This window comes from Pseudomonas sp. R1-7 (genome assembly GCF_051132105.1).
Taxonomy (GTDB): domain Bacteria; phylum Pseudomonadota; class Gammaproteobacteria; order Pseudomonadales; family Pseudomonadaceae; genus Aquipseudomonas.
This window is the reverse complement of sequence record NZ_CP071661.1, coordinates 4,711,747-4,737,485: the sequence shown is the minus strand read 5'-3', so window position 1 is coordinate 4,737,485 and position 25,739 is coordinate 4,711,747. Positions and strand designations below refer to the sequence as shown.

The following is a 25,739-nucleotide window of genomic DNA, read 5'->3' as shown; positions in this document are numbered from 1 at the left end:
TGAGAACTAAGTCCGATAAGCCCGCACGAACAACCCCACCACTTCCTGTACATGAGCCTCGGCCGCTTCGGCGTCCTGCGGCCCGTCGCAGCCGTACAGCAACCGGAAATTCGCCGCGCCCTTGATCAGGCAAAAGAAATGCTCGGCGGCATTTCGCGGTTTGTCGATGCTCAAGGCGCCGCTCTGGTTGACCTTGCCCAGCAACCGTTCCATGCCTGAGAGCATGCGTTGCGGGCCGGCCTCGTAGAAAATCGTCGAGAGCTTCGGGTCCTGGCTACCCAGGGCTACCATCAGTCGATGCAGGTTCACCGACTCATCGCTGTTGATCAGTTGATTGAAGCCCCGGGCGATATTCAACAACACATGTTCAATCGGGACGCCATCCACCCATTCGAAGAACAGCGGCGGCACCTGTTCTTCGCACTTGGCAATCACAGCGGCGGAAAACAGCGTTTCCTTATCGTTGAAGTGGCTGTAGACGGTCAGCTTCGACACACCGGCCTCGGTCGCGACCGCATCCATGCTGGTACTGGCGTAACCCAGGCCCAAAAACAGTTTTTTCGCCGCGTCGAGAATGGCCTGGCGCTTGGCCAGATCCTTCGGACGGCCAGGGCCGCTGGGAGGGGCAGGATTGTTCGACATTATTCGCTTTTAATACTGGACTGGTGAGTTTGCTATTAATAACATACCCGCCAGTATAATTATTCCAAGCATCATTAGCGAAAGGTCATCCACCATGTTCCGCTATGTCCTGCCCCTCGCCGTGCCAGTCAGCCTGGCCTTTTTATTGTCTGCGTGTGGCCACGAGGAGCCGGTGGCCGTGACCGTCCGCCCCGCCATGGTGGTCAAGCCAGAGCCTTCGGCCCAGGCGATGGACAGTTATCCCGGTGAAGTGCGGGCGCGGTTCGAGCCGGATCTGGCCTTCCGCATTGGTGGCAAAGTCAGCCGACGGCTGGTCGAAGAGGGCCAGCGGGTCAAGGCCAACCAGCCCTTGGCTGAACTCGATCCCGAAGACGTGCGCCTGCAACTGGAAGCGAGCCGGGCCCAAGTGGCGGCCGCCGAGGCCAATCTGAGCCTGGTCCGCGCCGAGCGCGACCGCTACAAGACCTTGATGGAGCGGCAGATGGTCAGCCGCTCCCAATACGACAACGCCGAAAATCTCTATCGCTCCGGTGCCGCGCGGCTCAAGCAGATCAGGGCTGAATTCGACGTTGCCAGCAACCAGGCCAGCTATTCGATACTGCGTGCGCCTCAGGATGGCGTCGTGGCCCGCCGTTCGGTGGAGGTCGGTCAGGTCGTGTCGGCCGGTCAAACCGTCTTCACCCTGGCCACCGACGGTGAGCGCGAAGTACTGATCAGCCTTCCGGAGCAAAGTTTCGGTCGCTTCAAGATCGGCCAGCCGGTTTCGGTCGAACTGTGGAGCCAGCCTGACCAGCGCTTCAGCGGGCGCATCCGCGAACTCTCGCCGGCCGCGGACCCGAAGTCCCGCACATTCGCCGCTCGCGTCGCGTTTACCGCCGGCAGCGTTCCGGCGGAGCTGGGCCAGAGTGCCCGGGTGTTTATCCAGAGTGCCGAAAAGGTCCCGCTGTCAGTGCCGCTGTCGGCCCTTACCGCCGAGAACGGCGCGACCTACGTCTGGGTGGTCAATCCCGACAACACCTTGAAAAAAGTCCCGGTGCGCGTCGGTGCCTTCGGCGAAAAAACCGTGCCGGTGCTCGAAGGCCTGGGCGCCAACGACTGGGTGGTGGCCGCTGGCGTGCATGTGCTCCTCGACGGCCAGCAGGTCCGGCCGGTGGATCGCTCCAACCGCGTGGTCAACCTGGCGGCCAAGGAGTAATCCCCGATGGGTTTCAATCTTTCCGAATGGGCGTTGCGTAACCGCCAGATCGTACTGTTCCTGATGCTGTTGCTGGCAATCGTCGGCGCGCTTTCCTACACCAAGCTTGGCCAGAGCGAAGACCCGCCGTTCACCTTCAAGGCCATGGTCATTCGCACCATCTGGCCCGGCGCCACGGCCGAGGAAGTCTCGCGCCAAGTCACCGAGCGCATTGAAAAGAAGCTGATGGAAACCGGCGATTACGAAAAAATCGTCTCGTTCTCACGCCCGGGCGAATCCCAGGTAACGTTCATGGCCCGGGATTCCCTGCACTCCAAGCAGATTCCCGAGTTGTGGTACCAGATACGCAAGAAAGTCAGTGACATCCGGCATACCTTGCCGCCCGGAATCCAAGGGCCATTCTTCAACGATGAGTTCGGCACCACGTTCGGCAACATCTACGCGCTCACCGGTGATGGCTTCGATTACGGGGTGCTCAAGGACTACGCCGACCGTATCCAGATCCAGCTGCAGCGGGTCAAGGATGTGGGCAAGGTCGAGCTGGTCGGCCTGCAGGACGAGAAGATCTGGGTTGAATTGTCGAACGTGAAACTGGCGACCCTCGGCCTGCCGTTGGCGGCGGTCCAGCAAGCCCTGGAAGCCCAGAACGCGGTGTCCACGGCTGGATTCTTCGAGACCGGCAGTGAGCGATTGCAACTGCGGGTCTCCGGGAATTTCCAGACGGTGGAAGAGATCCGTGACTTTCCGATCCGCGTGGCTGACCGCACCTTTCGCATCGGCGACGTGGCAGAGGTTCGTCGTGGCTTCAACGATCCACCCGCGCCGCGCATGCGTTTCATGGGTGAAGATGCAATCGGCCTGGCCGTGGCGATGAAGGAGGGCGGTGACATCCTCGTGTTGGGCAAGGCCCTTGAGGTCGAGTTTGCCCGGATCCAGAATACGCTGCCGGCTGGCATGCAGCTGCGCAAGGTCTCGGACCAGCCAGCGGCGGTGAAGACCGGTGTCGGCGAGTTTGTCCAAGTGTTGGTGGAAGCGCTGACTATCGTATTGCTGGTGAGCTTCTTCTCCCTGGGGTTGCGCACCGGAATGGTGGTGGCGCTGGCAATCCCGCTGGTGCTGGCGATGACCTTCGCGGCGATGTATTACCTGGGCATCGGCCTGCATAAGATCTCCCTCGGCGCGCTGGTCTTGGCGCTGGGGCTGCTGGTGGATGACGCGATCATCGCCGTGGAGATGATGGCGATCAAGATGGAGCAGGGCTTCGACCGAATCAGGGCGGCCAGCTACGCCTGGACCAGCACGGCGTTTCCGATGCTCACCGGCACCTTGATCACGGCGGCGGGGTTCCTGCCGATTGCCACGGCCCAGTCAGGCACGGGTGAGTACACCCGTTCGATTTTCCAGGTGGTGACCCTTGCGCTGTTGGCTTCCTGGGTCGCTGCGGTGGTGTTCGTGCCGTACCTGGGGGAAAAATTCCTGCCGGACCTGGCGAAGATTCATGCGGCGAAGCATGGCACGGTAGACGGCCAGCCCGATCCCTACGGCACGCCGTTCTATCAGCGCGTGCGGCGACTGGTGGAATGGTGCGTGCGCCGGCGCAAGACCGTCATCGCATTGACCGTGCTGTTGTTCCTGGGCTCGGTGGTGCTGTTCCGTTTTGTCCCGCAGCAGTTTTTCCCGGCATCGGGGCGCCTGGAACTGATGGTCGACCTGAAACTCGCCGAAGGCGCTTCGTTGGTGAACACCGCCGAGCAGGTCAAGCGCCTGGAAGCGTTGCTCAAGGATCACGCCGGCATCGACAACTACGTGGCCTATGTCGGCACCGGCTCACCGCGTTTCTATCTGCCGCTGGATCAGCAACTGCCGGCGCCGAGCTTCGCCCAATTCGTGGTGCTGGCCAAGACCATCGAGGATCGTGAGCCCCTGCGCACTTGGCTGATCACCACCCTGAACGAGCAGTTCCCGACCTTGCGCTCACGGGTGACACGCCTGGAAAACGGTCCTCCGGTGGGCTACCCGGTGCAGTTCCGCGTGACGGGCGAGCACATCGAGGAGGTCAGGGCGCTGGCGCGGAAAGTGGCGACTAAGGTTCGCGAAAATCCTTACGTCGCCAATGTGCATCTTGACTGGGAAGAGCCGAGCAAAGTGGTGTACCTGAATATCGACCAGGACCGCGCCCGGGCCTTGGGGGTGACCACTGCCAATCTGTCGAGCTTCCTGCAAAGTTCTCTGACCGGATCCAGCGTCAGCCAGTACCGGGAAGACAACGAGCTGATCGAGATCCTGCTGCGCGGCACCGTGCATGAACGCACCGAACTGTCGTTGCTGCCAAGCCTGGCCGTGCCGACCGACAATGGCCAAAGCGTTGCCCTGTCGCAGATCGCGACGTTGGAGTATGGCTTTGAAGAGGGCGTGATCTGGCACCGCAACCGCCTGCCGAGCGTGACTGTCCGGGCCGATATCTATGGCAAGGAACAACCGGCGACCCTGGTGCAGCAGATTTTCCCGACCCTGGACCCGATACAAGCGGAACTGCCAGACGGTTACCTGTTAGAGGTGGGTGGCACCGTGGAGGACTCGGCCCGTGGGCAGAAATCGGTGAATGCCGGTGTACCGCTGTTCATCGTGGTGGTGCTGACGTTGCTGATGCTGCAACTGCGCAGCTTCTCCCGCACGGCGATGGTGTTCCTCACCGCGCCGCTGGGGTTGATCGGCGTCACGCTGTTCCTGTTGGTGTTTCGCCAGCCATTCGGTTTCGTCGCCATGCTCGGGACCATCGCACTGTCCGGCATGATCATGCGCAACTCGGTGATTCTGGTGGACCAGATCGAGCAGGACATCAAGTCCGGGCTTGCCCCGTGGCAGGCGATTATCGAAGCGACGGTGCGACGGTTCCGTCCGATTGTGCTCACTGCGCTGGCGGCAGTGCTGGCGATGATCCCGCTGTCGCGCAGCCTGTTCTTCGGACCGATGGCGGTGGCGATCATGGGGGGATTGATCGTGGCGACAGCGCTGACGCTGTTGTTCCTGCCAGCGTTGTACGCGGCGTGGTTCAGGGTCAGGAAGACCTGATCAACCGGTGCACACCTAACCTGTGGCGAGGGAGCAAGCTCCCTCGCCACAGGTGTCGTGTCCGCAGGATAGGGCTCAGAGAGTGCCGAATACTTTTTTAGCCAAGCTGGTTGCCGCAGCCGCCGGATTCTGGCGAATGGTGGCTTCCTGCTTGCCGATCATCTCGAACAACCCGTCCAGCGCCTGCTCGGTCACGTAGTTCTCAATGTTGGCGCTTTTGGCGTCCAGCACGCCGAAGGTGGCGGCCTGACCGGCAAAGGCATTGTATTGTTGGGCCAGGCCGACCTTGTCTGTGGCCTGCTTGACGATAGGCAGGAACTTGGCGCGGATCTGCTCTCGACTGCTCTTGTTCAGGTACTGCGTGGCCGAGTCATTGCCGCCGCTCAAGATGCCCTTGGCATCGTTCACGCTCATGTTCTTCACGGCATTGACCAGGATCGGCTGGGCCTGGACTACGGCTGCTTCGGCCGCCTGGTTCATGCTGGTTTCCAGTTGATCGACCTGCTCACCCATGCCGAAGGCTTTCATCTTGCTGGCGACTTTGCCGAGCTTGCCGGGCAGTTCGATTTTCACCTCCGGGTTATTGCTGAAACCCCCAGGTGTGCCCAATTGCTTGACCGCCACCTGCGCGCCTTGGGTCAAGGCGTCCTTGAGACCGCCCGTAGCGTCTTTTTGCGACAGATCGCCCAAGGACAGGGCCATGGCATTGGCGCAGATCAACAGGCCCGCGCACAGGCCGGTGAAACGGAGGGTAGAACGGAGCATGATGGCTTCCTTGAAAAAAAGTAGGAAAAAAGAATCAGCGTGCGGCGTTGACGCGGATCTTCAACGGTAGCTGATCCTTGCCATCGAGTTGCACGGCGTGTTGTTCGGTGGTGATGAACATCAGTTGGCCGTCCACTTCGATGCGGGCGCTCACGGCATAACGATGGCCGGGCTTGACCTGCGCGGGATCATAACTGAGGTGGAACGGCAGCGGGACCTGGCCTTTGACCGGGCCGCTCTGTTCATCGAGTACCACCGCAGGGGCATCGGCCAGGGAAACGTCCTGCAGGCGCACGGTCAGTATGGCGGTAGGAGGCAGGGCGATGCGTTGAAGATAAAACACTTCGCCGTCCAGTTTCTGGGTGGATGCGCTGGGCGGGAATGACGACTGGCAAGCGGCCAGCAAGGCAGTGAATGCGAGCAGAACGAGCTTGTTCATTTGGAAGTACCTTTTTGCTTTGACGCCAGCAACGTGATGGCGCCAAAGCAAATCTGGAGCATCGAGAGGTAAAAATCCAGCCGAAGCGTCACTGTCCAGACGATTCTTCCACCCCTCGATGTGTGAAACTCAAACGCGAAACACGCTGCCTATTCTTGAATAGGTGGATTATGGAGCATAGGTATTAAACCGAAGACATTAGTATCTCGATCGGCTTCAAGTAATTGACGCGAGGGTCAACGGTGTGAATTTTTTTGGTGGTAAAACGCACTTCCCCTTCCGCTTCGATCCGCGCCCTGACCGCATAGGTACGATTTTCGATGACAGTCGATTCCGCCACTCGGAGTTCGAAACCCAAGCCTGCGGTTTCAGCGTTTTTGATCACGCAAGTCGCAACGATTTCAGCCGGCGCGTCGGCGACGGTGATGTCTTCAAGGGACGCATAGAGAGTGGAGTTTGGAGCCAGGGCGATTTTTTCAACGTAGTAGGCGATGCACGGAACGTTGTAGTAGTGGTTCATAGTAATGTCCTTATATTAAGTTTTTTGCCATCAGTGGCGCTGAATGACACCAGCAATATGCAGGTGCCAAAATGATTGGAGGCGTTGCCTCGTATCCAATTGAACGTTGTGAATCAGGAGCCGAACGTAAGCGGCTGAGTGGTTTCGGTCTTCGGTACAGGCGCAAGGGTCAGATTGACATCAACTTCCTGATCACCACCGTTCCAGATGAAGGTATGTGGGGTATCAAGAAACACAGGGGTAGGGCCGTTGATTTGCACCTTCAACGAAAACTCTTCCCCTTTGGTGGCAATTTCGCCATCAACGGTCAGGGTGACGATCCATGGCATTTTCGGTATTTGGTTGGAGCCACTGCCACTGGAGCTATGCGGTGTCGTTAGGCTTATGTGAGTACCACCGCTTTCAGGCAGTTGATAGCCGTCCGGCGGGTGAATGGATGCGGTAATGGTGTGCAGGCTCATGCTGAATTCCTTTTCAGTGCGTCGGCATTGACGTGAGCCCATCTTAGAGGCCTGTCTCAGAGTTCTCTGTAGTTCCTTTCTTCGTCTGACGTCGCTTTAGGCGCTCAACAGCGTCGGAATATTCGCTGGCTCCCCCATCAAACTCACCGGAACTGCTCCCTGTTCCTCGGTGAGTGTTCGACGATATTCAATTGCCGGGGCTGACGGCGACGTCCGCGGCGTCTTCACTGCGATGCAGCGCTACCTGACGGATCGACAGGCGAATTTCCGCCGGCAGCACTCGCTTGGCCGCACCCTCGGCCAGTTCGCTCAGCAGCTCGTGATAGCTGAGTTTGCCGGCTTCGTCGCGGCGCAGCACATCGAGGTCGAGCATGGTCTGGATGAAGTGACGGAACAGGCTCTTGTCGAAGAATTCCGGCGCATTCAGGCCGTGCAAGATCGACAGGCGCTGGGCCATGACGGTGCAGAGGTCTTCCAGTTCTTCGGCGCTGAGGGTGTTCTGGCCACTGTTGAGCAGCAGCGAAACCGTCATGTAGAAGCGCTGCAAGGTCTGGGCGATGCTTTTTGACAGCAGGGTCAGCAGCACGAAGTGCCGCGAACTCGGCGCGGGACGCAGGTACAGGTTGTTTTCGAAACGCAGCAGGCCCTGTTCGACGAAAGCTTCGAGCCATTGGTCGACCACGGCGTCCAGTTCTTCCAGCGACCAGCGAATGAACAGCTCCGATTGCAGGTACGGGTACAGCGCGCGGGTATAACGCAGAATCTGCTCGCGACTCATGCGTGAGCTGCTCTGGAAGAAGCTCGCCAGCAACGCCGGAAGGGCGAAAATGTGCAGCACGTTGTTGCGGTAGTAGGTCATCAGCACCGCATTCTGCTCGTCCAGGTACAGAATCTTGCCCAGGGCATCGTTCTGTTCCGACAGCAGGTCCATGCCTTTGACATGCTCGATCAACGCCCGGCCGTCGCCCTCAGGCAAGGTGGTGTGGGGAGAGTAAGGCACTTGGCGCAGCAACGCGAGGTACAAGTCCAGCACGCGGGCCATGGCCTGGTCGTCCAGTGCCAGGCGGCTGGTCGACAACAATGCCAGCGCGACAAGGTTGACCGGGTTGATGGCCGCGGCTTCGTTCAGGTGCCGGGCTACGCGCTCTCCCAGACGGTTGGTGGTCGCGTTGAGCCAGGCCGGTTTGAACTGCGGGCCCAGTTCCTGCTGGCGCCAACCGGGTTGTTCGCTGTCGAGGAATTCCGCCAGTTTGATCGGCTCGCCGAAGTTCACCGCCACTTGGCCGAAGCGTTGCTTGAGCGCGCCGATGACCTTGAAGATGTCGAAGATCGATTCTTTCTTCTTGCTGGCCCCGCGCAATTCGCCCAGGTAGGTGCGGCCTTCCAGCACCCGTTCATAACCGATATAGACCGGCACGAACACGATCGGCATGCGCGACGAACGCAGGAAGCTGCGCAGGGTGATCGCGAGCATGCCGGTCTTGGGTTGCAGCATGCGCCCGGTGCGCGAACGGCCGCCTTCGACGAAATACTCCACCGGGAAGCCTTTGGTGAACAGCGTGTGCAGGTATTCGTTGAACACCGCGGTGTAGAGCGGATTGCCCTTGAACGTGCGGCGCATGAAGAACGCCCCGCCACGGCGCAGCAGGCTGCCAATTACCGGCATGTTGAGGTTGATGCCGGCGGCGATGTGCGGCGGCGTCAGGCCGTTGCGGAACAGCAGGTACGACAGGAGCAGGTAATCGATATGGCTGCGGTGACACGGCACGTAGATGACTTCGTGGCCCTGGGCAACGTTCTGCACGCCCTCGATGTGGTTGACCTTGATGCCATCGTAGATTTTGTTCCAGAACCAGCTCAGCACCACTTCCAGGAAGCGGATCGCGGTGTAGGTATAGTCCGAGGCGATCTCGTTGCCGTAGCGCAGGGCCTGGGCCTTGGCTTTTTCCGGGGAGATCTTTTCCCGCTCGGCTTCCTCGGCAATCGCCTGCTTGACCAGTGGCTGGTTCAGCAGGCCCTTGACCAGGTTGCGTCGATGGGAGATGTCCGGGCCGATGACCGCCGCTTTAAGATTGCGGAAATGTACCCGCAGGATCCGCTGGGCCATGCGCACGGTGCGTTCATGACCTTTGTCGTGTTCGATCAGCTCGCGCAGGTGGATCGGCGCGGAGAACTGCACGCGGGTCTTGCGCCCCAGGATCATGATGCTCAGCAGCCGACGCAGGCGTCCGGTGACGGCCCAGCTGTCGGCGAACAACAGCTTCCATGGGCTTGATTCGCTGTCTGGCGACTGGCCCCAGAACACGCTGACCGGGATGATCTGCGCGTCTTCGGCGGCGTCGTGGGTCAGGGCGTCGACCAGCCGCGTCAAGGTGGGCGGCGCACCGCGCTTGTCCTGGCGCCCGAGCCAGTCCGGTGCCGGCGTCAGGTAGAAAAAGGCCGCCGGCTCCAGCAGGTTGCCCACTGAGACAGGCAGCACCGGGCGGGGCAGGCCAGCCTTGGTGCACTCTGCGTCGAGCACCGCCAAGTCGGTGAGCGAAGGGTCTTGCAGGACATAAAACACCGGACGGCTGCGGTCGAGGTTGAGGGTGAAGGACGACTGGTTGATCGTCTCGGAGCGAACCCAGAGGTACAACAGTCGGCGCAAGGTGCCAAACACAAGACGGCGGAACGGGGAACGGGTCATACGGCTTCTGCATGAGTGAATGGAGTGGCGCGGGCGCCAGTGTGCCGGATTCATCGAAAATCGGCAAAAAAGCCCCGAAGTAAAGTCAGTTGAGAGTTTTTCCGGGTGTCATATACTCGGCCAGTTACTGCCCCGGCCTTCTCTAGGTCGGCCGGACGGTGGCTTAAATTCGTACGGCTTTCCTGCGAAAAGCCGACTCAAAATAAAAATGGGAGTGAGCATCATGGCAGCACGGGAAACCGGCAGTGTGAAGTGGTTCAATGACGCGAAGGGCTACGGCTTCATCCAGCGCGAAGGCGGCGCGGATGTGTTCGTGCATTACCGCGCGATCCGTGGTGAAGGCCACCGTTCACTGACCGAAGGCCAGCAGGTCGAATACGCGGTCGTGGAAGGGCAGAAGGGCTTGCAGGCTGAGGATGTCGTGGGGTTGTAAGCCATACTCACTGGCAACAAAAAACCATTGTGGGAGCGAGCAGGCTCGCTCCCACATGGAACCATCGCCAGGCGCTAAATCAGCGTCACGCCGTCTTCCAGGTAATTTCTTCTTCTCCATCGGCGCTGATGCGAATCCAGCGATCCGCCGATTCCTCGCCTTCTTCCTCCACCCACGAACCGGGCGCGCAGCGCACTTCGACATCCAGCGCGGCGAAGGCGGCGCGGGCGCAGGCGATGTCGTCTTCCCATGGGGTCTGGTCGCTTTCCAGGTACAAGCTGTTCCATTTGCCTACGGCCTTGGGTAGCCAGGTGACCGGGATATTGCCGGCCTTGCATTTGTAGGTCTGGCCTTTCTGCACCCAGTCGCTGCACGGGCCCAATGCCTCGCCGAGCCAATGGGCAATGGCCTTGTGGTCGACGTCGGCGTCCTTCAGGTAAATCTCGATATCGGGTTGGCGCATGGATGTCCTCGCTGCGGTCTTGAAAAATCCATTCGCGGATTTAGGTGGCCCCAGACAATCGCCCGGGGCCCAAGGTTAATTATTGAAGAACGAAATAATCGTAGCGCATCGACACCGTGACCTCGAACGGCTCGGCTTGCTCGATCACGCTGGCGCGGCGCTCGGCGCTGGCGCGCCAGCCATGAGGCGTCATCGCCAGCAGGTTGGCGCGGTCCTGGCCTTGGGTGAGCACCAGTTTGAATTCGAGCGTTTCGCTGTGATCCAGCGCCATGCCCGGCGGCACCAGGGCAAGGTGTTTGTCGTCGGTGTACTCGCGCACTTCGTCGTACAGGCGCTCGCGCAATTCCATCAGGTGGCCGGCGGTGGGGCCGACTTTCATCAGGCCGCCGCCGTGGCTGAGCAAGCGCTTGGCCTCTTGCCAGTCCAGCGGGCTGAACACGCTGGCGAGGAACTGGCAGCAGCCGTCGGCCAGCGGTATCCGGGCCATGCTGGCGATCAACCAGGTCAGTTGCGGGTTGCGTTTGCAGGCGCGCTTGACCGCCTCGCGAGAGATGTCCAGGGCATAGCCATCCGCGTCAGGCAGGGCATCGGCGATCTGCGCGGTGTAATAGCCTTCACCGCAACCGATGTCGAGCCAGCGTCCAGGCGCACGTTCGGCGGCCAGTTCGGCCAGGCGGCGGGCGACCGGGGCGTAATGCCCGGCGTTGAGAAAGTCACGGCGGGCTTCGACCATCGCCTGGTTGTCGCCAGGGTCACGGCTGTTCTTGTGCTGCACCGGCAGCAGGTTAAGGTAACCCTGCCGCGCACGGTCGAACCGATGCCCGGCGGGGCACACCACGCCGTTGTCCACCGCGTTCAGCGGTTCACTGCAGATCGGGCAGGCGAGCATCAGGCGAGCAACTTGATCAGCGTCTTGTAGTAGATCTCGGTGAGCACGTCGAGATCCGCCGCCAATACGCGTTCGTTGACCTGGTGGATGGTCGCGTTGACCGGCCCCAGCTCCACGACTTGCGTGCCCATGGTGGCGATGAAACGACCATCCGAGGTGCCGCCGCTGGTGGAAGCTTTCGTCTCGCGGCCCGTCACGTCCTTGATGCTCGACGACACGGCGTCCAGCAAGGCGCCTGGCTCGGTGAGGAATGGTAGGCCGGACAAGGCCCAATCGATGTGCCAGTCCAGTTGATGCTTGTCGAGGATATCGGCGACGCGCTGTTGCAGGCCTTCGACGGTGGACTCGGTGGAGAAGCGGAAGTTGAACACCGCTTCCAGGTCGCCGGGGATCACGTTGGTCGCGCCGGTGCCGGAGTTGAGGTTGGAAATCTGGAAGCTGGTCGGCGGGAAGAAATCGTTGCCGTGGTCCCAATGCTCGGCGGCCAACTCGGCAAGGGCTGGCGCGGCGAGGTGGATCGGGTTCTTGGCCAGGTGTGGATAAGCCACGTGGCCTTGCTTGCCGCGTACGGTCAGCTTCGCACCGAGGGAACCACGACGGCCGTTCTTGACCACATCGCCCACCAACGTGGTGCTCGACGGCTCGCCGACGATGCACCAGTCCAGTCGTTCCTGTCGGGCCTTGAGGCGTTCAACCACGGCCTTGGTACCGTGGTGGGCCGGGCCTTCTTCATCGCTGGTGATCAGGAAGGTCAGCGAGCCCTTGTGGTCCGGGTAATCGGCGACAAACCGTTCGGCCGCCACGACCATGGCCGCCAGGCTGCCCTTCATGTCCGCTGCGCCACGGCCGCAGAGCATGCCCTGGTCGTCGATGACCGCGTCGAACGGGTCGAGCTGCCAGGCCTGCACCGGACCGGTCGGCACCACGTCGGTGTGACCGGCGAAGCACAACACCGGGCCGTCATGCTTGCCATGGCTGGCCCAGAAGTTATCCACATCCTCGATGCGCATCGGCTCGAGCTTGAAACCGGCGTCGCCCAGGCGCTGCATCATGATTTTCTGGCAATCAGCATCGGCCGGCGTCACGGACGGGCGGCGGATCAGGTCGCAGGCGAGTTGCAAGGTCGGCGAGAGGTCGGCGTGGGCCGTCATGGAAGCTCCGGGATTATTGTGTGAACGCAAGGCTTGTGCAGGCGCGGGCTGGCTCGCGCAAAATGGCGGTTATCTTATAGCAAAACGACCGGCATGGGCCTCTGCTCCTGTCGGTTGGAACACAAAACCTGTGGCAAAGCCCTATAATGCGCGCCGGTTTTTGGGGTAATGGTCATGAGTACAGAAGATCCACGGTTTGCTGGCATCGCCCGTTTGTATGGCATTGAAGGCCTGGAACGCTTGCGGGCGGCCCATGTGGCAATCGTCGGCGTCGGCGGTGTCGGTTCCTGGGCAGCGGAAGCCATTGCCCGCTGTGGCGTGGGCGAGATTTCGCTGTTCGATCTGGACGACGTCTGTGTCAGCAACGCCAACCGTCAGTTGCATGCGCTGGACAGCACCGTCGGCAAGCCCAAGGTCGAGGTGATGGCCGAGCGGTTGCGTGGCATCAACCCCGACTGCACGGTGCACGCGGTGGCGGACTTCGTGACCCGCGACACCATGGCCGAGTACATCACGCCGAACATCGACTGCGTTATCGACTGCATCGACAGCGTCAACGCCAAGGCCGCGTTGATTGCTTGGTGCAAGCGTCGCAAGATCCAGATCATCACGACCGGCGGCGCGGGCGGGCAGATCGACCCGACGCTGATCCAGGTCTGCGACTTGAACCGCACCTTCAACGATCCGCTGGCCTCCAAGGTGCGCTCTACCTTGCGTCGCGACTACGGTTTCTCCCGCACCGTGACCCGTCATTACAGCGTGCCTTGTGTGTTCTCCACCGAACAGCTGCGCTATCCGAAACCCGATGGCAGCATCTGCTTGCAGAAGAGTTTTGTCGGCGACGGCGTCAAGCTCGACTGCGCCGGTGGATTTGGCGCGGTGATGATGGTCACTGCGACGTTCGGCATGGTCGCGGCGACCAAGGCTGTGGATAAGATCGTAGCGGGTGTGCGGCGGCCGGCGGACAGGGTCAAGCCCGAACAGTGACCGATTTTGTGGCGAGGGAGTCCCTCGCCACGGTTATTGGGCCAATTCGCGCATCCGCTGTAATACCGCATTCAAGCCATTGCTGCGCGACGGCGACAGCTGCCGCGACAACCCCAGCTGATTGAACCAATCCGGCAAATCCACTTGCTTCAACGCTTCGGCAGACAAGCCGTTGACCCGCGCCAGCAGCAACGCCACCAACCCCCGGATCAACCGCGCATCGCTACTGGCGGAAAACTGCCAGCGCCCGTCGTGCAACCGACCCACCAGCCAGACCTGGCTTTCACAGCCATGGACGAGGTTGGCCTCGCACTTTTCTGCGTCGCTCAGGGGCGCCAGGCGTTCGCCCCATTGCATCAGCAGCCGGGCGCGTTGTTCCCAACCTGAGGCGTCCTGGAAAATCTGCAGCGCGGCGACAGCATCGTCAGGCAAGTTCATCGCAACATCTCCAGGGCCTGGTCCAGGGCCTCGAAGAAACGCTCGATATCGGCGGAATCGTTGTACAACGCCAGCGACACCCGGATCGCCCCGGAAAGCTTCAAATGCTTGAACAGTGGCATCGCGCAGTGATGCCCGGCACGCACGGCAATGCCTTGCTCGGTCAACAGGTGCGCCAGGTCAGCGTTGTGGATGCCTTCGACCACGAAGCTGACCAGGGCCAGTTGTGGATTGCCCACCAGGCGCACGCCGTTGCGCGCCAGGAGGCCGCCAATCAAATAGTCGTGGAGCGCTGTCTCATGGTCCAAGACTGCTTGCCCGTCCAGACTGGACAGGTAATCCAGCGTCGCCCCCAGGCCGATCACGCTGGCAATGGGCGGCGTCCCCGCCTCCAAACCCAGCGGCGCCACACGGAAGGTCGCGCTGTGGTAGTCGGCTTGCTGCACCATTTCGCCGCCAAACTGCCAGTGACGCAGCTGACTGAGCGCTTCGGTGCGGCCGAACAGCACGCCCAGGCCTTCGGGACCGTAGAGTTTGTGGCTGGAAAACACGTAGAAATCGCAGCCCAAGGCCTCCACATCATGACGGCCGTGGACCACGCCCTGGGCGCCATCGATGACCGTCAGCGCGCCCTGCGCCTTGGCCATCGCCAACAGCGCCGGTAGGGGCTGCCAAGTGCCGAGAACATTGGATAACTGGCTGACGGCCAACAGGCGTGTGCGCGGTCCGATCAGCTCTGCGGCGGCTGTGCTGTCGATCATGCCGTCGGCATCCAGCGGCAGCACCACCAGCGTCAACGCGCGACGCTCGGCCAGTTGCTGCCAGGGCAGCAGGTTGGCGTGATGCTCCAGGGCGCTGATGACAATTTCATCGCCCGGGTTGAACAGGTGTTCCAATCCGTAGGCGAGGAGGTTCAACGCCGAAGTGGCGCCGTGGGTGAAAACCACCTGCCCGCAGTCTCCCGCGTTGAGCCATTGCGAAACCTTGGAGCGACTGTCTTCGAATGCCTGGGTGGCCAGGGCGCCGGGCAAGTGTTGAGCCCGGTGCACATTGGCGGCGCCGTTGGCGTAGTAATACGCCAGTGCGTCGAGCAAGACTTGGGGCTTTTGTGTAGTGGCGGCGTTGTCCAGATAGGTCTGGCCTTGCCGTTGCAGGGCGGCGACGGCCGGGAAATCGGCACGCCAGGGGGATTGAATCAACATGCTTTCGGGCCCTGCTGGAGTTACGCCGGACCCTGTGGGAGCAGTCTCGCTCCCACAGGTGAGGGTGTGGCGCTTAGTTGTGTGCGTGCAGTGCTTCGTTCAGCTCGATGGCCGATTTGTGGGTCTTGCACTCCACCGCGCCTGTCTCGGAATTGCGGCGGAACAACAGATCAGGCTGGCCGGCCAGGTCGCGGGCCTTGACCACTTTCACCAACTGGTTGTTTTCGTCCAGCAGGGCAACCTTGGTGCCGGCGGTCACGTACAGGCCCGACTCCACGGTGTTGCGGTCGCCCAGCGGGATGCCGATGCCGGCGTTCGCGCCGATCAGGCAGCCTTCACCCACTTTGATCACGATGTTGCCGCCGCCCGACAGGGTGCCCATGGTCGAGCAACCGCCGCCCAGATCCGAACCCTTGCCGACGAACACGCCCGCCGAGACACGGCCTTCGATCATGCCCGGGCCTTCGGTGCCGGCGTTGAAGTTGACGAAACCTTCGTGCATGACGGTAGTGCCTTCGCCCACATAGGCGCCCAGGCGCAGACGCGCGGCATCGGCGATACGCACGCCTGCCGGGACCACGTAATCAGTCATTTTCGGGAACTTGTCCACCGAGAATACTTCCAGCAACTCGCCACGCAGGCGGGCTTCGAGCTGATGTTCGGCGAGTTCGGCCAGGTCGATCGCGCCCTGGCTGGTCCAGGCCACGTTCGGCAGCAGTGGGAAAATGCCCGCCAGGTTCAGGCCGTGGGGCTTGACCAAGCGATGGGACAATAGGTGCAGCTTGAGGTAGGCCTCAGGCGTGGAGCTCAGTTGGGCATCTTCGGCCAGCAGGGTGGCGACCAGTGGCTTGTGGCTTTCGGCCAGGCGGGTCAGCAGCTTGGCTTGCGCGGCATCGACGCTGCGAAGCGCCTCGGCCAACTGGGAGGCTTGGGCGGTGGTAAAGGTGATGGCCTGGTTGCCTTCGCTGTAGCCAAGGATTGGCGCGATGGCTGCGACAATCTCGGCTGCCGGGTTGAGCAATGGCTGCGCGTAGAAGACTTCCAGCCAGGCGCCTTCACGGTTTTGGGTGCCGACGCCGAAGGCCAGGCTGAACAGGGTAGTGGACATGAAATTACCTCTACGAAATGGACTGGGCAGGCTTACTTGATCTCTGCCGCATAGATATCTGGCTTGAAGCCAATCAGGGTTCGGTCACCGAGATCGAGCACCGGGCGCTTGATCATCGAGGGTTGGGCGAGCATCAGTTCGATGGCTTTCGTCTGGTCGAGATCGGCTTTGCGTTCGTCGTCGAGTTTGCGAAAGGTCGTACCGGCGCGGTTCAACACCACTTGCCAGCCATGCTCGTCGCACCATTGGGTCAGGTGCTCGCGGTCGATGCCGGCAATTTTGTAATCGTGAAAGTCATAGCGCACCGCGTGCTCATCGAGCCAGGTTCGCGCTTTTTTCATCGTATCGCAGGCTTTGATGCCGAAAAGCTGTAAGTGCTTGTTTTCACTGGGCATGAATGCTCCCCCAAAACGTTCCCGGTATCGTCCTGAAAATCAGCCGACGATTATGCCACGTCATTGCTTTCAGTGCCCTGACTGTCGCGACGGATTGGACGAGGCGGAACCGATAGGACGGGGCCAGCCACACAGCACAGGTACACCCAGCACTTTTGCGCACAAGAGGCCCCGCCCATGGATTCCATCTCCCTGACATCGTTCCACCCACTGACGGACCAAACTGAAGAAACCCTCCCGCCCCCGGCAACGACATCGACGACCGGGACCGTTGCGTCCGTCGCGATCGGCCCTGTCACGGCTGAACAGGACCTGGCCAATCGGACTGGCGCCATCAAGGCCCAGCTGACCCGGGTATTCGAGCCGCATATGAACGGCGCCAATCGCGACGCTTTCGAAGCGCTGATCGATGACCGTTCGCGTACCTTGGCCAATGATGGCGAAACCGCTGAAAGCGTCGATGCGGTGCTGACCAAGGGCGCGCGGCTGGATCGCGCGTCCCATGACACGGTTGGATTCCTTCGTTCGGTGCCCTTCGGCGCAGCGTCCATAGCGCTGGACTTCGCCCCGGCGGTGACCGGCAATGGCTCGATTACCGCCCCGTTGGCGTTGTCGGCGATAGCCGGCCTGGTCAGCAGCGCCGCCGACACGGTCGGCAATGGCCTGATGAAACGGGCCACCAGCGATACCCAGTGGCTGGTGGCCGAAAATGCCGAGTTGGAGCCGGTCATGCAAGAGGCCGCTCAGGCAGTAAAGCCGAGCCTGGGAACCCAGGCCATCGAAGGCAGCCTGACCTTCCAGACCTTCACCGCGCGAAACGTTCTGCGCACAGTGGTCCAGCCCGTTGTGACGAAGACCGTTGATGCGCAGACGGGCAGCAAGGTGGACTCGGTGATAGCCGCCGTCGGATCGCCGCTTTCAGGCATGGCCGCCTATGACCTGCAGCATTCCATCGACAAATCAAAACACCGGATTGGCCCGGAATACCTGCTGGGGCGCCAAGACTGGCACCAGCGTTACAAGGACCTCAAGAATTATGGCGTAGGGAATGCGGCGATGGGCATTGCCAAGCGGGTTGGCAGCCTGCCGCTGGACGCGATGCGCGATGGCAGTAAATCGCTGCAAGCTCTGGTTACGCCGACTGGCTTGGTCAGTGGTCTCGGCGCGTTGGCCGGCGGTATTACGGCGATCGGTATGGCCCAGACCGCCGCTGTCAACGCGGCAAGGGACGCCGGGATTTCGCCTGCGGGTGTCGCGGCGGCTGGCAAGGCGACCGTCACCGCCACGATGGCCCCAGTGCTCGCCGCCTGGGTGACCACGGCTGTGATGACCCAACCCTTGGCGGACAAGGCTTCCGCGGCGTTGGACAAGCTTTCCACCGGTCCTGCCCATCAGGATGAGCTGCAGGGAATGTTGCCCTTGGTCGAAACGTCGATTGCCGAACAGACCGGGGAAGACAGTGACAATGAGGGCGACAGCGTCGATTTTGTCTCGGCCCGCTCGACCCTCAGTGCCGCTGAGCGAGCTGTTTAGCTTCGGACAGTCGCCGGTCGCTCCTGCCGCGTGGAGGTTAGGAGCGGCCAGGAGGCGACTGCGCTTTGGCGCCGTTGCGGTGCGACCAATGTGCAACGGCAGCGGTTCGCCTTGGCAGTTAATATGGCACTTCACCGGCCAACTGTTGCCGGAGATGTGTATGGCTGTCAGTGGAAGTCCGTTATGCAAAGCGCCTATACCGTCCTGATCCTGTTGATGCTGGTGGGCGTGTCGCGCCTGATCGGACGTTTGATCCCGCTACCGTTGCCCCTGGTGCAGATCGCCGCCGGTGCCGTGCTGGCCTGGCCCTCGCTGGGGCTTCATATAGCGCTTGATCCCGAGTTGTTCCTGTTTCTGTTCCTGCCGCCGCTGCTGTTCTCCGACGGTTGGCGCATGCCCAAGCGCGAACTCTGGCGACTGCGCGGGCCGATCCTGACGCTGGCGGTGGGGTTGGTATTGTTCACGGTGGTGGGCGCGGGGTATTTCATTCATTGGCTGCTGCCCGGCATCCCGTTGCCGGTGGCCTTCGCCCTGGCGGCGGTGTTGTCGCCGACCGACGCGGTGGCGGTCTCGGCGATTGCCCGGGATCGCTTGCCCGCGCCCTTGATGCACATGCTTCAGGGCGAGGCGTTGATGAACGATGCGTCAGGCCTGGTGACCTTCAAATTTGCCTTGGCAGCGGCGATCACCGGCGTGTTTTCCCTGGCGAGTGCGAGCCTGGCCTTTGTCCTGGTGGCGGTCGGCGGCCTGTTAGTGGGCGTGGCCCTGAGTTGGCTGGTAGGCCGCTCGCGGGCGTGGATGATCGCCCGGGGCTGGGACGATCCGGCCACCCACGTAGTGTTCATGTTATTACTGCCGTTCGCCGCCTATGTGCTGGCCGAGCGCTTGGGCGCATCGGGGATTCTCTCGGCGGTCGCGGCGGGGATGATGCAGAGCTGGCTCGACCTGCTGCCGCGCCAGACTGGTACGCGGCTGCTCAATCGCAGCGTCTGGTCGCTGTTGGAATTTGCCTTCAATGGCTTGATTTTCCTCCTGCTCGGACTGCAACTGCCGGACATCGTCAAGGCGGTGACCAGCCATGAGCCGACGTTATGGCCCACGCTGTTCTACCGCTGCCTGGACGTGGTGACGATTTTCCTGGTGTTGCTGGTGCTGCGGTTTGTCTGGGTGCAAAGCATCTGGCGTTTGTCCGGGTGGTTGCGACGTTGGCGCGGCAAGGGCGAGTTGACCCTGGTGCCGACCGCGCGCTCTTGCTGGTTACTGACGTTTGGCGGGGTGCGCGGGGCAGTGACGCTGGCGGGCGTGCTGTCGGTGCCGTTGCTGCTTGGGGGCGGGGAGGCGTTTCCCGAGCGGGACTTGCTGATCTTCATCGCCGCCGGGGTGATTCTGCTGTCGTTGATTGCGGCCTGCGTCGCGTTGCCGATGCTGCTGCGCGGCATCGAGAGAAGCCCCGACGACAAGCGCCGAAACGAAGTCCGCGAGGCGTGGCGCAAAACCGCTGAGGCGGCGATTCATGCGTTGGAAGTTGAAGAGCCAAGCGTTGCGCCGGACGCGGCCAAGGCTGCGCTGGCGACGGAGGTCAAGGCGCGGTTGATGTCCGAGTATCGCCATCAACTGGCGGTGTACAACGATTCCGCCGAAGCCCAGGCGCAGGCGTTCGAGATGGACTTGCTGGAACGCCGGCTGCGTTTGAAGGCCTATCGGGCGCAGCGGCTGGAGCTGTATCGGCTCAGTCGTCATCATCAGATTGGGGATGATGTATTGCGGGAGGTGTTGGGGGAGTTGGATTTGGCGGAGGCGAATTTGGGGTTGGGTAAGTAGCAGCCTTGGCGCAAAGCTAAGTGTGGCGAGGGGATTTATCCCCGTTGGACTGCGCAGCAGTCCCAAAACAGTCAATTCAAGCTGTTTGACACTGCGCGTTGTTCGGTTTGAGGGCTGCTTCGCAGCCCAGCGGGGATAAATCCCCTCGCCACAGGGGAGATCCAACCACTTTGCGGATCTTCAGCATTTCAGGCGCAACAAAGCCAGGCGTGCCTTGTTCTCATAGAAAGCAAAGCCGCCCGAAGGCGGCTTCAATCGACACGCAACTGAGCTTGCTCTGCCCCGTCTGCGGGTAGAGCTTCGGACTTGATGCAATAAGTGCCGGCCTCATCGCGAGCAAGCTTGCTCCCACAGGATCAGGTATCGATCATAGGTTGTGTGAGCCACACAACTCCACGGTGGGAGCAAAGCTTGCTCGCGATAAATCGAAAGGCAAATACAAAAATACCTGTGAAGCACTGAACCTGTGGCGAGGGGATTTATCCCCGCTGGGGCGCGAAGCGGCCCAAAACCCAAGGGCCCCGGTTCTATCAGGCAAATTGAGTTGACTTGCTGGGGCCGCTGCGCAGCCCAGCGGGGATAAATCCCCTCGCCACAACAGCCCCGATATAGCCATCAACCCCGACGCTGAATGAATGCGCGGATCCGCTCCGCCGCTTCCACGCATTCTGCCAATGGCGCGACCAGGGCCATGCGCACGCGCCCGGCGCCTGGGTTGACGCCGTCGACATCGCGGGACAGGTAGGAGCCTGGGACGACCGTCACGTGTTCCTGTTCGAACAGGTCACGGCAGAAGGCCGCGTCATCGCCCGCCACGTTCGGCCACAGGTAGAAACTGCCATCAGGGCGTTGTACGTCCAGCACCGGGCTGAGGATTTCCAGCACCGCATCGAACTTCTCCCGGTACAGCGCGCGGTTGGCCCGTACGTGGACTTCGTCGTTCCACGCGGCAATGCTTGCCAGTTGGGTTTGAACCGGCATCGCGCAGCCGTGATAGGTGCGGTACAGCAGGAAGCCCTTGAGGATTTCCGCGTCGCCGGCCACGAAACCGGAGCGCAGGCCCGGCAGGTTGGAGCGCTTGGACAGGCTGTGGAACACTACGCAGCGCTTGAAGTCCTTGCGGCCCAGTTCGACGCAGGCGGTGAGCAGGCCCGGAGGCGGGGTTTGTTCGTCGAAGTAGAGTTCGCTGTAGCACTCGTCCGAGGCGATGACGAAGTCATATTCGTCCGCCAGGGCGATGAGTTTCTTCAGTACATCCACCGGGATCAGCGCGCCGGTCGGGTTGCCGGGGGAGCAGAGGAACAGGATCTGGCAGCGTTTCCAGATGTCCGGCGAGACGGCATCGAAATCCGGATTGAAACCGTTGGCATCGAGGCAAGGCAGGTAGTGCGGCTTGGCCCCGGCCAGGAACGCCGCGCCTTCGTAGATTTGATAGAACGGGTTCGGGCTCACTACCAGTGCGTCGTCGCCACGGTTGACCACGGTCTGGGTGAAGGCGAACAAGGCTTCGCGGGTGCCGTTGACTGGCAATACGTGGCGCGCCGGGTCGAGCCAGCCGTTCGGCACGTTGAAACGGCGCTCGCACCAGCCGGTGATGGCGTCACGCAGTTCCGGGATGCCGAGGGTGGTCGGGTACACGGCCATTTTTTCCAGATTACTGGCCAGGGCCTCAGCCACGAAGCTGGGCGAACGATGCTTGGGCTCGCCGATGGACAGTGCGATTGGGCGCTTGTCCGGATTGGGCGTGACGCTACCAAGCAAGGCGCGGAGCTTTTCGAACGGGTAGGGCTGGAGCTGGGACAGGGCGTTGTTCATCGTTGCGCAATCTCTCAAATCGGCTGAATCATGACGCGATCAGATGCTGATTCGCGTCAGGTTGATGTCGGGTTCCTGGTTGACGCTCAAGTGCTGCACGATCGCTTCCTGCAAGCGGCTGCAAAGCTGCGGATCGGACAACGGCTGGTTGTGGGCGTCGGTGATGAAGAACACGTCTTCCACCCGTTCGCCAAGCGTGGCGATCTTGGCGTTCTGCAGAGACAGGTCGAACTCCAGGAAGATATGGCCAACTCGCGCCAGCAGGCCCGGGCGATCCGGTGCGCTGAGTTCCAGCACGGTGACCTGGCGCTGGGCATCATTGTGGATCGTCACCTGTGGCGCGAAGGCGAAATGCTTGAGCTGGCGCGGCACCCGGCGCTGGATGATGGTCGGGTAGTCCGCCGGGTTGCGCAGGGCCTCGGTAAGGCCGTCGCGGATCTGCTTGACCCGCGCCGGGTTGTCGCCAATCGAGTCGCCGTCGGTGTCGAGCACGATGTAGGTGTCGAGGGTGAACTGGCTGGTGGACGTAATGACCCGGGCGTCATGGATGTTGAGGTTGAGTTGGTCCATCGCGGCCACGGTCACGGCAAAGAAGTCGTGCTGGTCGGGTGCGTAGATGAAAATCTGCGTGCCGCCCTCGAACTCGCGCTGGGTGGTTTCCTTGATCAATACCAGCGGCCCGCCATCGGCCGGTTGCTGCAGGATCGCGTCGCTGTGCCAGGCCACATCGCCGGCGGTGTGGCGCAAGAAGTAGTCATCGCCCAATTGCGACCAGAGCTGCTCGACATCGTCCGGATCGGTGCCGCCGCGGACCAGGATGTCCAGGGCGGCGCTCTGGGTGCGGCGGATCTGTTCTTCGCGGTCAACCGGGTTTTCCAGGCCGCGGCGCAGGGCACGCTTGGTCTCGGTGTAGAGCTGGCGCAACAGGCTCGCGCGCCAGGAATTCCACAGGCTCGGGTTGGTGGCGTTGATGTCTGCCACGGTCAGCACGTAGAGGTAATCGAGGCGGGTTTCATCGCCGACGATCTGGGCGAAGTCGTGGATCACCTGCGGGTCGGACAAGTCCTTGCGCTGGGCGGTGGTCGACATCACCAGGTGGTTCTGCACCAACCAGACGATCAGCCGACTGTCCCAGGCCGGCAACTGGTGCCGCTGGCAGAACGCTTCGGCATCCACCGCGCCAATTTCGGAATGGTCACCCTGACGGCCCTTGCCGATGTCGTGGTAAAGCCCGGCCATGTAGATCAGCTCGGGCTTGGGCAGCTTGGCCATGAGTTTGCTGGCCAGCGGGAATTTCTCTGATACCTGGGTGTATTGCAGCTTACGCAGGTGCTTGATCAGGTTCAGCGTGTGGGCATCGACCGTGTAGATGTGGAACAGGTCATGTTGCATCTGTCCGACGATATAGCCGAACTCCGGCAGGTAGCGCCCGAGGATTCCGTAGCGGTTCATGCGGCGCAGGTTGCGGTGCACACCGATCTTGCACTTGAACAGTTCGATGAACAGGCTGGTGTTGCGGATATCGTGCCGGAAATCCTCATCGATCAAATGGCGGTTTTCCCGCAACAGGCGAATGGTGTCGGCGCGCACGCCCTTGATTTCCGGCTGCTGGGCCATGAGCACGAAAATCTCGAGCATGGCAAACGGCGTCCGGCGGAATACGTTGGCGTTGCGCGCTTCAATGTAGCCGTCGTGCAGTTGAAAACGGGAGTTGATCGGCTGCGGCGGCTCTTCGTCTTCGGGGGCGAGGATCACTTCCTCGAAGTGCTGGATGATCAGTTCGCTGAGCTGGGCGATGCTCATCACCACGCGGTAATACTGCTGCATGAAGTTTTCGATGGATTGCTTGGCGTCCTGTCCTTCAAAACCCAGCAGGCCGGCGATGGAACGCTGGTGATCGAACAGCAGGCGGTCCTCGGAGCGTCCGGCGAGCATATGCAGTGCGTAGCGGACCTTCCACAAAAACTCCTGGGACGACGCCAACAGGGCATTTTCGCTTTCCACCAGGAAACCCTCGCCGGCCAGGGCTCGCAGGTTCAGCGTGCCGTACTGGCGCCGGGCGACCCATAGGATCGTCTGGATGTCCCGCAGCCCGCCAGGCGAGCCCTTGACGTTGGGTTCCAGGTTGTACTCGGTGTCGTTGTACTTGTGGTGACGGGCCTTTTGTTCGGCGCGCTTGGCCAGGAAGAAGTCCTTGCTCGGCCACATTTGCGCCGTACTGGTGACGTCGAGCATGCGCTGGCGCAGGCGCTCGGGGCCGGCGATGGTACGGCTTTCCATCAGGTTGGTGATCACCGTCAGGTCGGCGCGGGCCTCGTCGGCGCATTCCTGCACCGAGCGTACGCTCTGGCCGACTTCCAGGCCGATGTCCCATAGCAACGTCAGGAACCGCTCGATGGAGTCGCGGAAAACCTCATGGTCGGCGCTGTCCAGCAGGATCAGCAGGTCGATATCGGAGTAGGGGTGCAGCTCGCCGCGCCCATATCCGCCCACTGCCACCAGGGCAATGTCGGCGTCTTCACTCCAATTGAACTGTTCCCAGGCCTTTTGCAGGATGTTATCGACGAACCAGGCGCGGTCTTCGATCAGTCGGCGGATATCGCGACCGCTGCGAAAGCGCTGGTCGAGCACTTCGTGCGCTTGGCGGATCGCCTTCTTGAACGCCGAGATGGGGCTTGCCTTCAGGGCCAGTTCAGCCTGGAACTGGCCGCGGTCGAAGAGTTCGGGATCCACCTGCGGCATCGAATGGCTTTCCTTTCTATCTATAGGCTGGTTACGGGTCAGGCGGAAACGCGCGGGATGGTGTCGTCACTGCGCAGGGTAAAGATCTCGTAGCCGGTCTCGGTCACCAGCAGCGTGTGTTCCCACTGCGCCGACAGCTTGCGGTCCTTGGTAATGGCGGTCCAACCGTCGCCTAATACCTTGGTGTCGGCGCGGCCCTGGTTGATCATCGGCTCGATGGTGAAGGTCATGCCCGCCTGCAGTTCCATGCCGGTGCCGGCACGGCCGTAGTGCAGGATCTGCGGCTCTTCGTGGAACACCTTGCCAATGCCGTGGCCGCAGAACTCGCGCACCACCGAAAAACCATTCTTTTGCGCGTGCTTCTGGATCACTTCGCCGATGTCGCCCAGGCGGCAGCCCGGTTTCACCAGCTCGATGGCCATGTACATGCATTCCTGGGTGACCTTGGACAGGCGCTCGGCCCACTCCGGTACGTTGCCGACATGGAACATGCGGCTGGTGTCGCCGTGGTAGCCGTCCTTGATGACGGTGACGTCGATGTTCAAGGTGTCGCCGTCCTTCAACGGTTTCTCGTTGGGGATGCCATGGCAGACCACATGGTTGATCGAGGTGCAGATCGACTTCGGGAAGCCTTTGTAGTTGAGCGGGGCCGGGATGGCTTTCTGCTCGTTGACGATATAGTCGTGGCAGATGCGGTCCAGCTCTTCCGTGGTCACGCCCGGCTTGACGTAGTCGGCGATCATTTCCAGCACTTCGGCGGCGAGTTTGCCGGCGACACGCATTTTTGCGATGTCCTCGGGCGTCTTGAGGGTAACGGTCATACAGGCTCTCTCTGCGCCCGACGGCGCTGTTCAAAACGAAATGGGCGGTGGATGATGATCCATGCGGCCCTGAAAAACGCGATTCTAACAGACGAGCAAGGCAAATCCGCGCCTGCGTGCATCGCTTCTGTCTATAAGGGCGTGTATTCACAGCCAATGGA

Annotated in this window: 22 protein-coding genes; 6 read left to right on the top strand and 16 right to left on the bottom strand. The window is 61.5% G+C overall.

Going from position 1 to position 25,739, the window contains the following annotated elements:
- Positions 1–6: 6 nt before the first annotated feature.
- Positions 7–642, bottom strand: a complete 636-nt coding sequence (locus J3P79_RS21225; RefSeq protein ID WP_434605518.1) for a TetR/AcrR family transcriptional regulator — start codon at positions 640–642, stop codon at positions 7–9.
- Positions 643–736: 94 nt separating this feature from the next.
- On the opposite strand from J3P79_RS21225, the gene J3P79_RS21220 reads away from it, so the two are divergent.
- Together J3P79_RS21220 and J3P79_RS21215 are read left to right on the top strand one after the other, a co-directional pair.
- On the top strand, positions 737–1,837 hold the full coding sequence (locus tag J3P79_RS21220) for an efflux RND transporter periplasmic adaptor subunit (RefSeq protein ID WP_434605516.1): 1,101 nt from the start codon (positions 737–739) through the stop codon (positions 1,835–1,837).
- A 6-nt stretch (positions 1,838–1,843) separates the two neighbouring features.
- A complete protein-coding gene (locus J3P79_RS21215; RefSeq protein WP_434605514.1) occupies positions 1,844–4,909 on the top strand; it encodes an efflux RND transporter permease subunit in 3,066 nt (1,021 codons plus the stop codon).
- 75 nt (positions 4,910–4,984) lie between these two features.
- On the opposite strand, the gene J3P79_RS21210 is transcribed toward J3P79_RS21215, so the two are convergent.
- The 5 genes from J3P79_RS21210 to plsB all read right to left on the bottom strand — a co-directional run bounded on the left by J3P79_RS21210 (position 4,985) and on the right by plsB (position 9,780).
- The gene (locus J3P79_RS21210; protein WP_434605512.1) at positions 4,985–5,674 is read right to left on the bottom strand and encodes a DUF4197 domain-containing protein; all 690 of its coding nucleotides are present in this window, start codon (positions 5,672–5,674) and stop codon (positions 4,985–4,987) included.
- A gap of 34 nt (positions 5,675–5,708) precedes the next feature.
- On the bottom strand, positions 5,709–6,113 hold the full coding sequence (locus J3P79_RS21205) for a YbaY family lipoprotein (RefSeq protein ID WP_434605510.1): 405 nt from the start codon (positions 6,111–6,113) through the stop codon (positions 5,709–5,711).
- Positions 6,114–6,297: 184 nt separating this feature from the next.
- Positions 6,298–6,633, bottom strand: a complete 336-nt coding sequence (locus J3P79_RS21200; RefSeq protein ID WP_434605508.1) for a YbaY family lipoprotein — start codon at positions 6,631–6,633, stop codon at positions 6,298–6,300.
- A gap of 113 nt (positions 6,634–6,746) precedes the next feature.
- Positions 6,747–7,094 (bottom strand): hypothetical protein, encoded by a 348-nt coding sequence (locus J3P79_RS21195; RefSeq protein ID WP_434605506.1) that lies wholly within the window; start codon positions 7,092–7,094, stop codon positions 6,747–6,749.
- A 187-nt stretch (positions 7,095–7,281) separates the two neighbouring features.
- Complete coding sequence (gene plsB / locus J3P79_RS21190) at positions 7,282–9,780, bottom strand: glycerol-3-phosphate 1-O-acyltransferase PlsB (RefSeq protein WP_434605504.1); 2,499 nt, start codon at positions 9,778–9,780, stop codon at positions 7,282–7,284.
- A gap of 223 nt (positions 9,781–10,003) precedes the next feature.
- Here plsB and J3P79_RS21185 point away from each other — a divergent pair, with 223 nt between their 5' ends.
- Positions 10,004–10,213 carry a cold shock domain-containing protein gene (locus J3P79_RS21185; protein WP_003198198.1) on the top strand — a complete coding sequence of 70 codons (210 nt, stop codon included), beginning with the start codon at positions 10,004–10,006 and terminating at the stop codon, positions 10,211–10,213.
- Between the two features lie 85 nt (positions 10,214–10,298).
- Here the strand turns inward: J3P79_RS21185 and J3P79_RS21180 are convergent, their stop codons facing one another.
- From J3P79_RS21180 to dapE, 3 genes are all read right to left on the bottom strand, one after another.
- Positions 10,299–10,676: a hypothetical protein gene (locus J3P79_RS21180; RefSeq protein ID WP_434605502.1), complete on the bottom strand. Its 378-nt coding sequence runs from the start codon at positions 10,674–10,676 to the stop codon at positions 10,299–10,301.
- Between the two features lie 79 nt (positions 10,677–10,755).
- Entirely contained in the window at positions 10,756–11,565 is an 810-nt protein-coding gene (locus J3P79_RS21175; RefSeq protein WP_434605500.1) for a putative RNA methyltransferase, read from the bottom strand.
- Complete coding sequence (gene dapE / locus J3P79_RS21170; RefSeq protein ID WP_434605498.1) at positions 11,565–12,716, bottom strand: succinyl-diaminopimelate desuccinylase; 1,152 nt, start codon at positions 12,714–12,716, stop codon at positions 11,565–11,567. The genes J3P79_RS21175 and dapE overlap by 1 nt, the downstream gene beginning before the upstream one ends.
- A 174-nt stretch (positions 12,717–12,890) precedes the next feature.
- Between dapE and tcdA the strand changes: the two genes are divergently transcribed.
- Entirely contained in the window at positions 12,891–13,703 is an 813-nt protein-coding gene (gene tcdA, locus J3P79_RS21165; protein WP_018603749.1) for a tRNA cyclic N6-threonylcarbamoyladenosine(37) synthase TcdA, read from the top strand.
- A 33-nt stretch (positions 13,704–13,736) separates the two neighbouring features.
- On the opposite strand, the gene J3P79_RS21160 is transcribed toward tcdA, so the two are convergent.
- From J3P79_RS21160 to J3P79_RS21145, 4 genes are all read right to left on the bottom strand, one after another.
- Entirely contained in the window at positions 13,737–14,141 is a 405-nt protein-coding gene (locus J3P79_RS21160; RefSeq protein WP_434605496.1) for a SufE family protein, read from the bottom strand.
- A complete protein-coding gene (locus J3P79_RS21155; protein ID WP_434605495.1) occupies positions 14,138–15,343 on the bottom strand; it encodes an aminotransferase class V-fold PLP-dependent enzyme in 1,206 nt (401 codons plus the stop codon). The genes J3P79_RS21160 and J3P79_RS21155 overlap by 4 nt, the downstream gene beginning before the upstream one ends.
- A gap of 73 nt (positions 15,344–15,416) precedes the next feature.
- Positions 15,417–16,451 carry a 2,3,4,5-tetrahydropyridine-2,6-dicarboxylate N-succinyltransferase gene (gene dapD / locus J3P79_RS21150; protein ID WP_434605493.1) on the bottom strand — a complete coding sequence of 345 codons (1,035 nt, stop codon included), beginning with the start codon at positions 16,449–16,451 and terminating at the stop codon, positions 15,417–15,419.
- Positions 16,452–16,483: 32 nt separating this feature from the next.
- On the bottom strand, positions 16,484–16,846 hold the full coding sequence (locus J3P79_RS21145; RefSeq protein ID WP_434605492.1) for an ArsC family reductase: 363 nt from the start codon (positions 16,844–16,846) through the stop codon (positions 16,484–16,486).
- A gap of 177 nt (positions 16,847–17,023) precedes the next feature.
- On the opposite strand from J3P79_RS21145, the gene J3P79_RS21140 reads away from it, so the two are divergent.
- Positions 17,024–18,379 carry a type III effector protein RopAA gene (locus tag J3P79_RS21140; protein WP_434605491.1) on the top strand — a complete coding sequence of 452 codons (1,356 nt, stop codon included), beginning with the start codon at positions 17,024–17,026 and terminating at the stop codon, positions 18,377–18,379.
- 183 nt (positions 18,380–18,562) lie between these two features.
- Positions 18,563–20,200 (top strand): Na+/H+ antiporter, encoded by a 1,638-nt coding sequence (locus tag J3P79_RS21135; protein ID WP_434605489.1) that lies wholly within the window; start codon positions 18,563–18,565, stop codon positions 20,198–20,200.
- A gap of 615 nt (positions 20,201–20,815) precedes the next feature.
- Here J3P79_RS21135 and dapC read toward each other — a convergent pair.
- The 3 genes from dapC to map are packed head-to-tail and all read right to left on the bottom strand — an operon-like array spanning position 20,816 to position 25,578.
- Positions 20,816–22,015 carry a succinyldiaminopimelate transaminase gene (gene dapC, locus J3P79_RS21130; RefSeq protein ID WP_434605488.1) on the bottom strand — a complete coding sequence of 400 codons (1,200 nt, stop codon included), beginning with the start codon at positions 22,013–22,015 and terminating at the stop codon, positions 20,816–20,818.
- A gap of 39 nt (positions 22,016–22,054) precedes the next feature.
- A complete protein-coding gene (locus J3P79_RS21125; RefSeq protein WP_434605487.1) occupies positions 22,055–24,757 on the bottom strand; it encodes a [protein-PII] uridylyltransferase in 2,703 nt (900 codons plus the stop codon).
- 38 nt (positions 24,758–24,795) lie between these two features.
- On the bottom strand, positions 24,796–25,578 hold the full coding sequence (gene map / locus J3P79_RS21120; protein WP_030139491.1) for a type I methionyl aminopeptidase: 783 nt from the start codon (positions 25,576–25,578) through the stop codon (positions 24,796–24,798).
- Between the last annotated feature and the right edge of the window lie 161 nt (positions 25,579–25,739).

What these genes read in the sequence shown, in the direction of transcription:
- J3P79_RS21225 (WP_434605518.1), bottom strand. Translation starts at nt 642, where the DNA reads ATGTCGAACAATCCTGCCCCTCCCAGCGGCCCTGGCCGTCCGAAGGAT.
- J3P79_RS21220 (WP_434605516.1), top strand. Translation starts at nt 737, where the DNA reads ATGTTCCGCTATGTCCTGCCCCTCGCCGTGCCAGTCAGCCTGGCCTTT.
- J3P79_RS21215 (WP_434605514.1), top strand. Translation starts at nt 1,844, where the DNA reads ATGGGTTTCAATCTTTCCGAATGGGCGTTGCGTAACCGCCAGATCGTA.
- J3P79_RS21210 (WP_434605512.1), bottom strand. Translation starts at nt 5,674, where the DNA reads ATGCTCCGTTCTACCCTCCGTTTCACCGGCCTGTGCGCGGGCCTGTTG.
- J3P79_RS21205 (WP_434605510.1), bottom strand. Translation starts at nt 6,113, where the DNA reads ATGAACAAGCTCGTTCTGCTCGCATTCACTGCCTTGCTGGCCGCTTGC.
- J3P79_RS21200 (WP_434605508.1), bottom strand. Translation starts at nt 6,633, where the DNA reads ATGAACCACTACTACAACGTTCCGTGCATCGCCTACTACGTTGAAAAA.
- J3P79_RS21195 (WP_434605506.1), bottom strand. Translation starts at nt 7,094, where the DNA reads ATGAGCCTGCACACCATTACCGCATCCATTCACCCGCCGGACGGCTAT.
- plsB (WP_434605504.1), bottom strand. Translation starts at nt 9,780, where the DNA reads ATGACCCGTTCCCCGTTCCGCCGTCTTGTGTTTGGCACCTTGCGCCGA.
- J3P79_RS21185 (WP_003198198.1), top strand. Translation starts at nt 10,004, where the DNA reads ATGGCAGCACGGGAAACCGGCAGTGTGAAGTGGTTCAATGACGCGAAG.
- J3P79_RS21180 (WP_434605502.1), bottom strand. Translation starts at nt 10,676, where the DNA reads ATGCGCCAACCCGATATCGAGATTTACCTGAAGGACGCCGACGTCGAC.
- J3P79_RS21175 (WP_434605500.1), bottom strand. Translation starts at nt 11,565, where the DNA reads ATGCTCGCCTGCCCGATCTGCAGTGAACCGCTGAACGCGGTGGACAAC.
- dapE (WP_434605498.1), bottom strand. Translation starts at nt 12,716, where the DNA reads ATGACGGCCCACGCCGACCTCTCGCCGACCTTGCAACTCGCCTGCGAC.
- tcdA (WP_018603749.1), top strand. Translation starts at nt 12,891, where the DNA reads ATGAGTACAGAAGATCCACGGTTTGCTGGCATCGCCCGTTTGTATGGC.
- J3P79_RS21160 (WP_434605496.1), bottom strand. Translation starts at nt 14,141, where the DNA reads ATGAACTTGCCTGACGATGCTGTCGCCGCGCTGCAGATTTTCCAGGAC.
- J3P79_RS21155 (WP_434605495.1), bottom strand. Translation starts at nt 15,343, where the DNA reads ATGTTGATTCAATCCCCCTGGCGTGCCGATTTCCCGGCCGTCGCCGCC.
- dapD (WP_434605493.1), bottom strand. Translation starts at nt 16,451, where the DNA reads ATGTCCACTACCCTGTTCAGCCTGGCCTTCGGCGTCGGCACCCAAAAC.
- J3P79_RS21145 (WP_434605492.1), bottom strand. Translation starts at nt 16,846, where the DNA reads ATGCCCAGTGAAAACAAGCACTTACAGCTTTTCGGCATCAAAGCCTGC.
- J3P79_RS21140 (WP_434605491.1), top strand. Translation starts at nt 17,024, where the DNA reads ATGGATTCCATCTCCCTGACATCGTTCCACCCACTGACGGACCAAACT.
- J3P79_RS21135 (WP_434605489.1), top strand. Translation starts at nt 18,563, where the DNA reads ATGCAAAGCGCCTATACCGTCCTGATCCTGTTGATGCTGGTGGGCGTG.
- dapC (WP_434605488.1), bottom strand. Translation starts at nt 22,015, where the DNA reads ATGAACAACGCCCTGTCCCAGCTCCAGCCCTACCCGTTCGAAAAGCTC.
- J3P79_RS21125 (WP_434605487.1), bottom strand. Translation starts at nt 24,757, where the DNA reads ATGCCGCAGGTGGATCCCGAACTCTTCGACCGCGGCCAGTTCCAGGCT.
- map (WP_030139491.1), bottom strand. Translation starts at nt 25,578, where the DNA reads ATGACCGTTACCCTCAAGACGCCCGAGGACATCGCAAAAATGCGTGTC.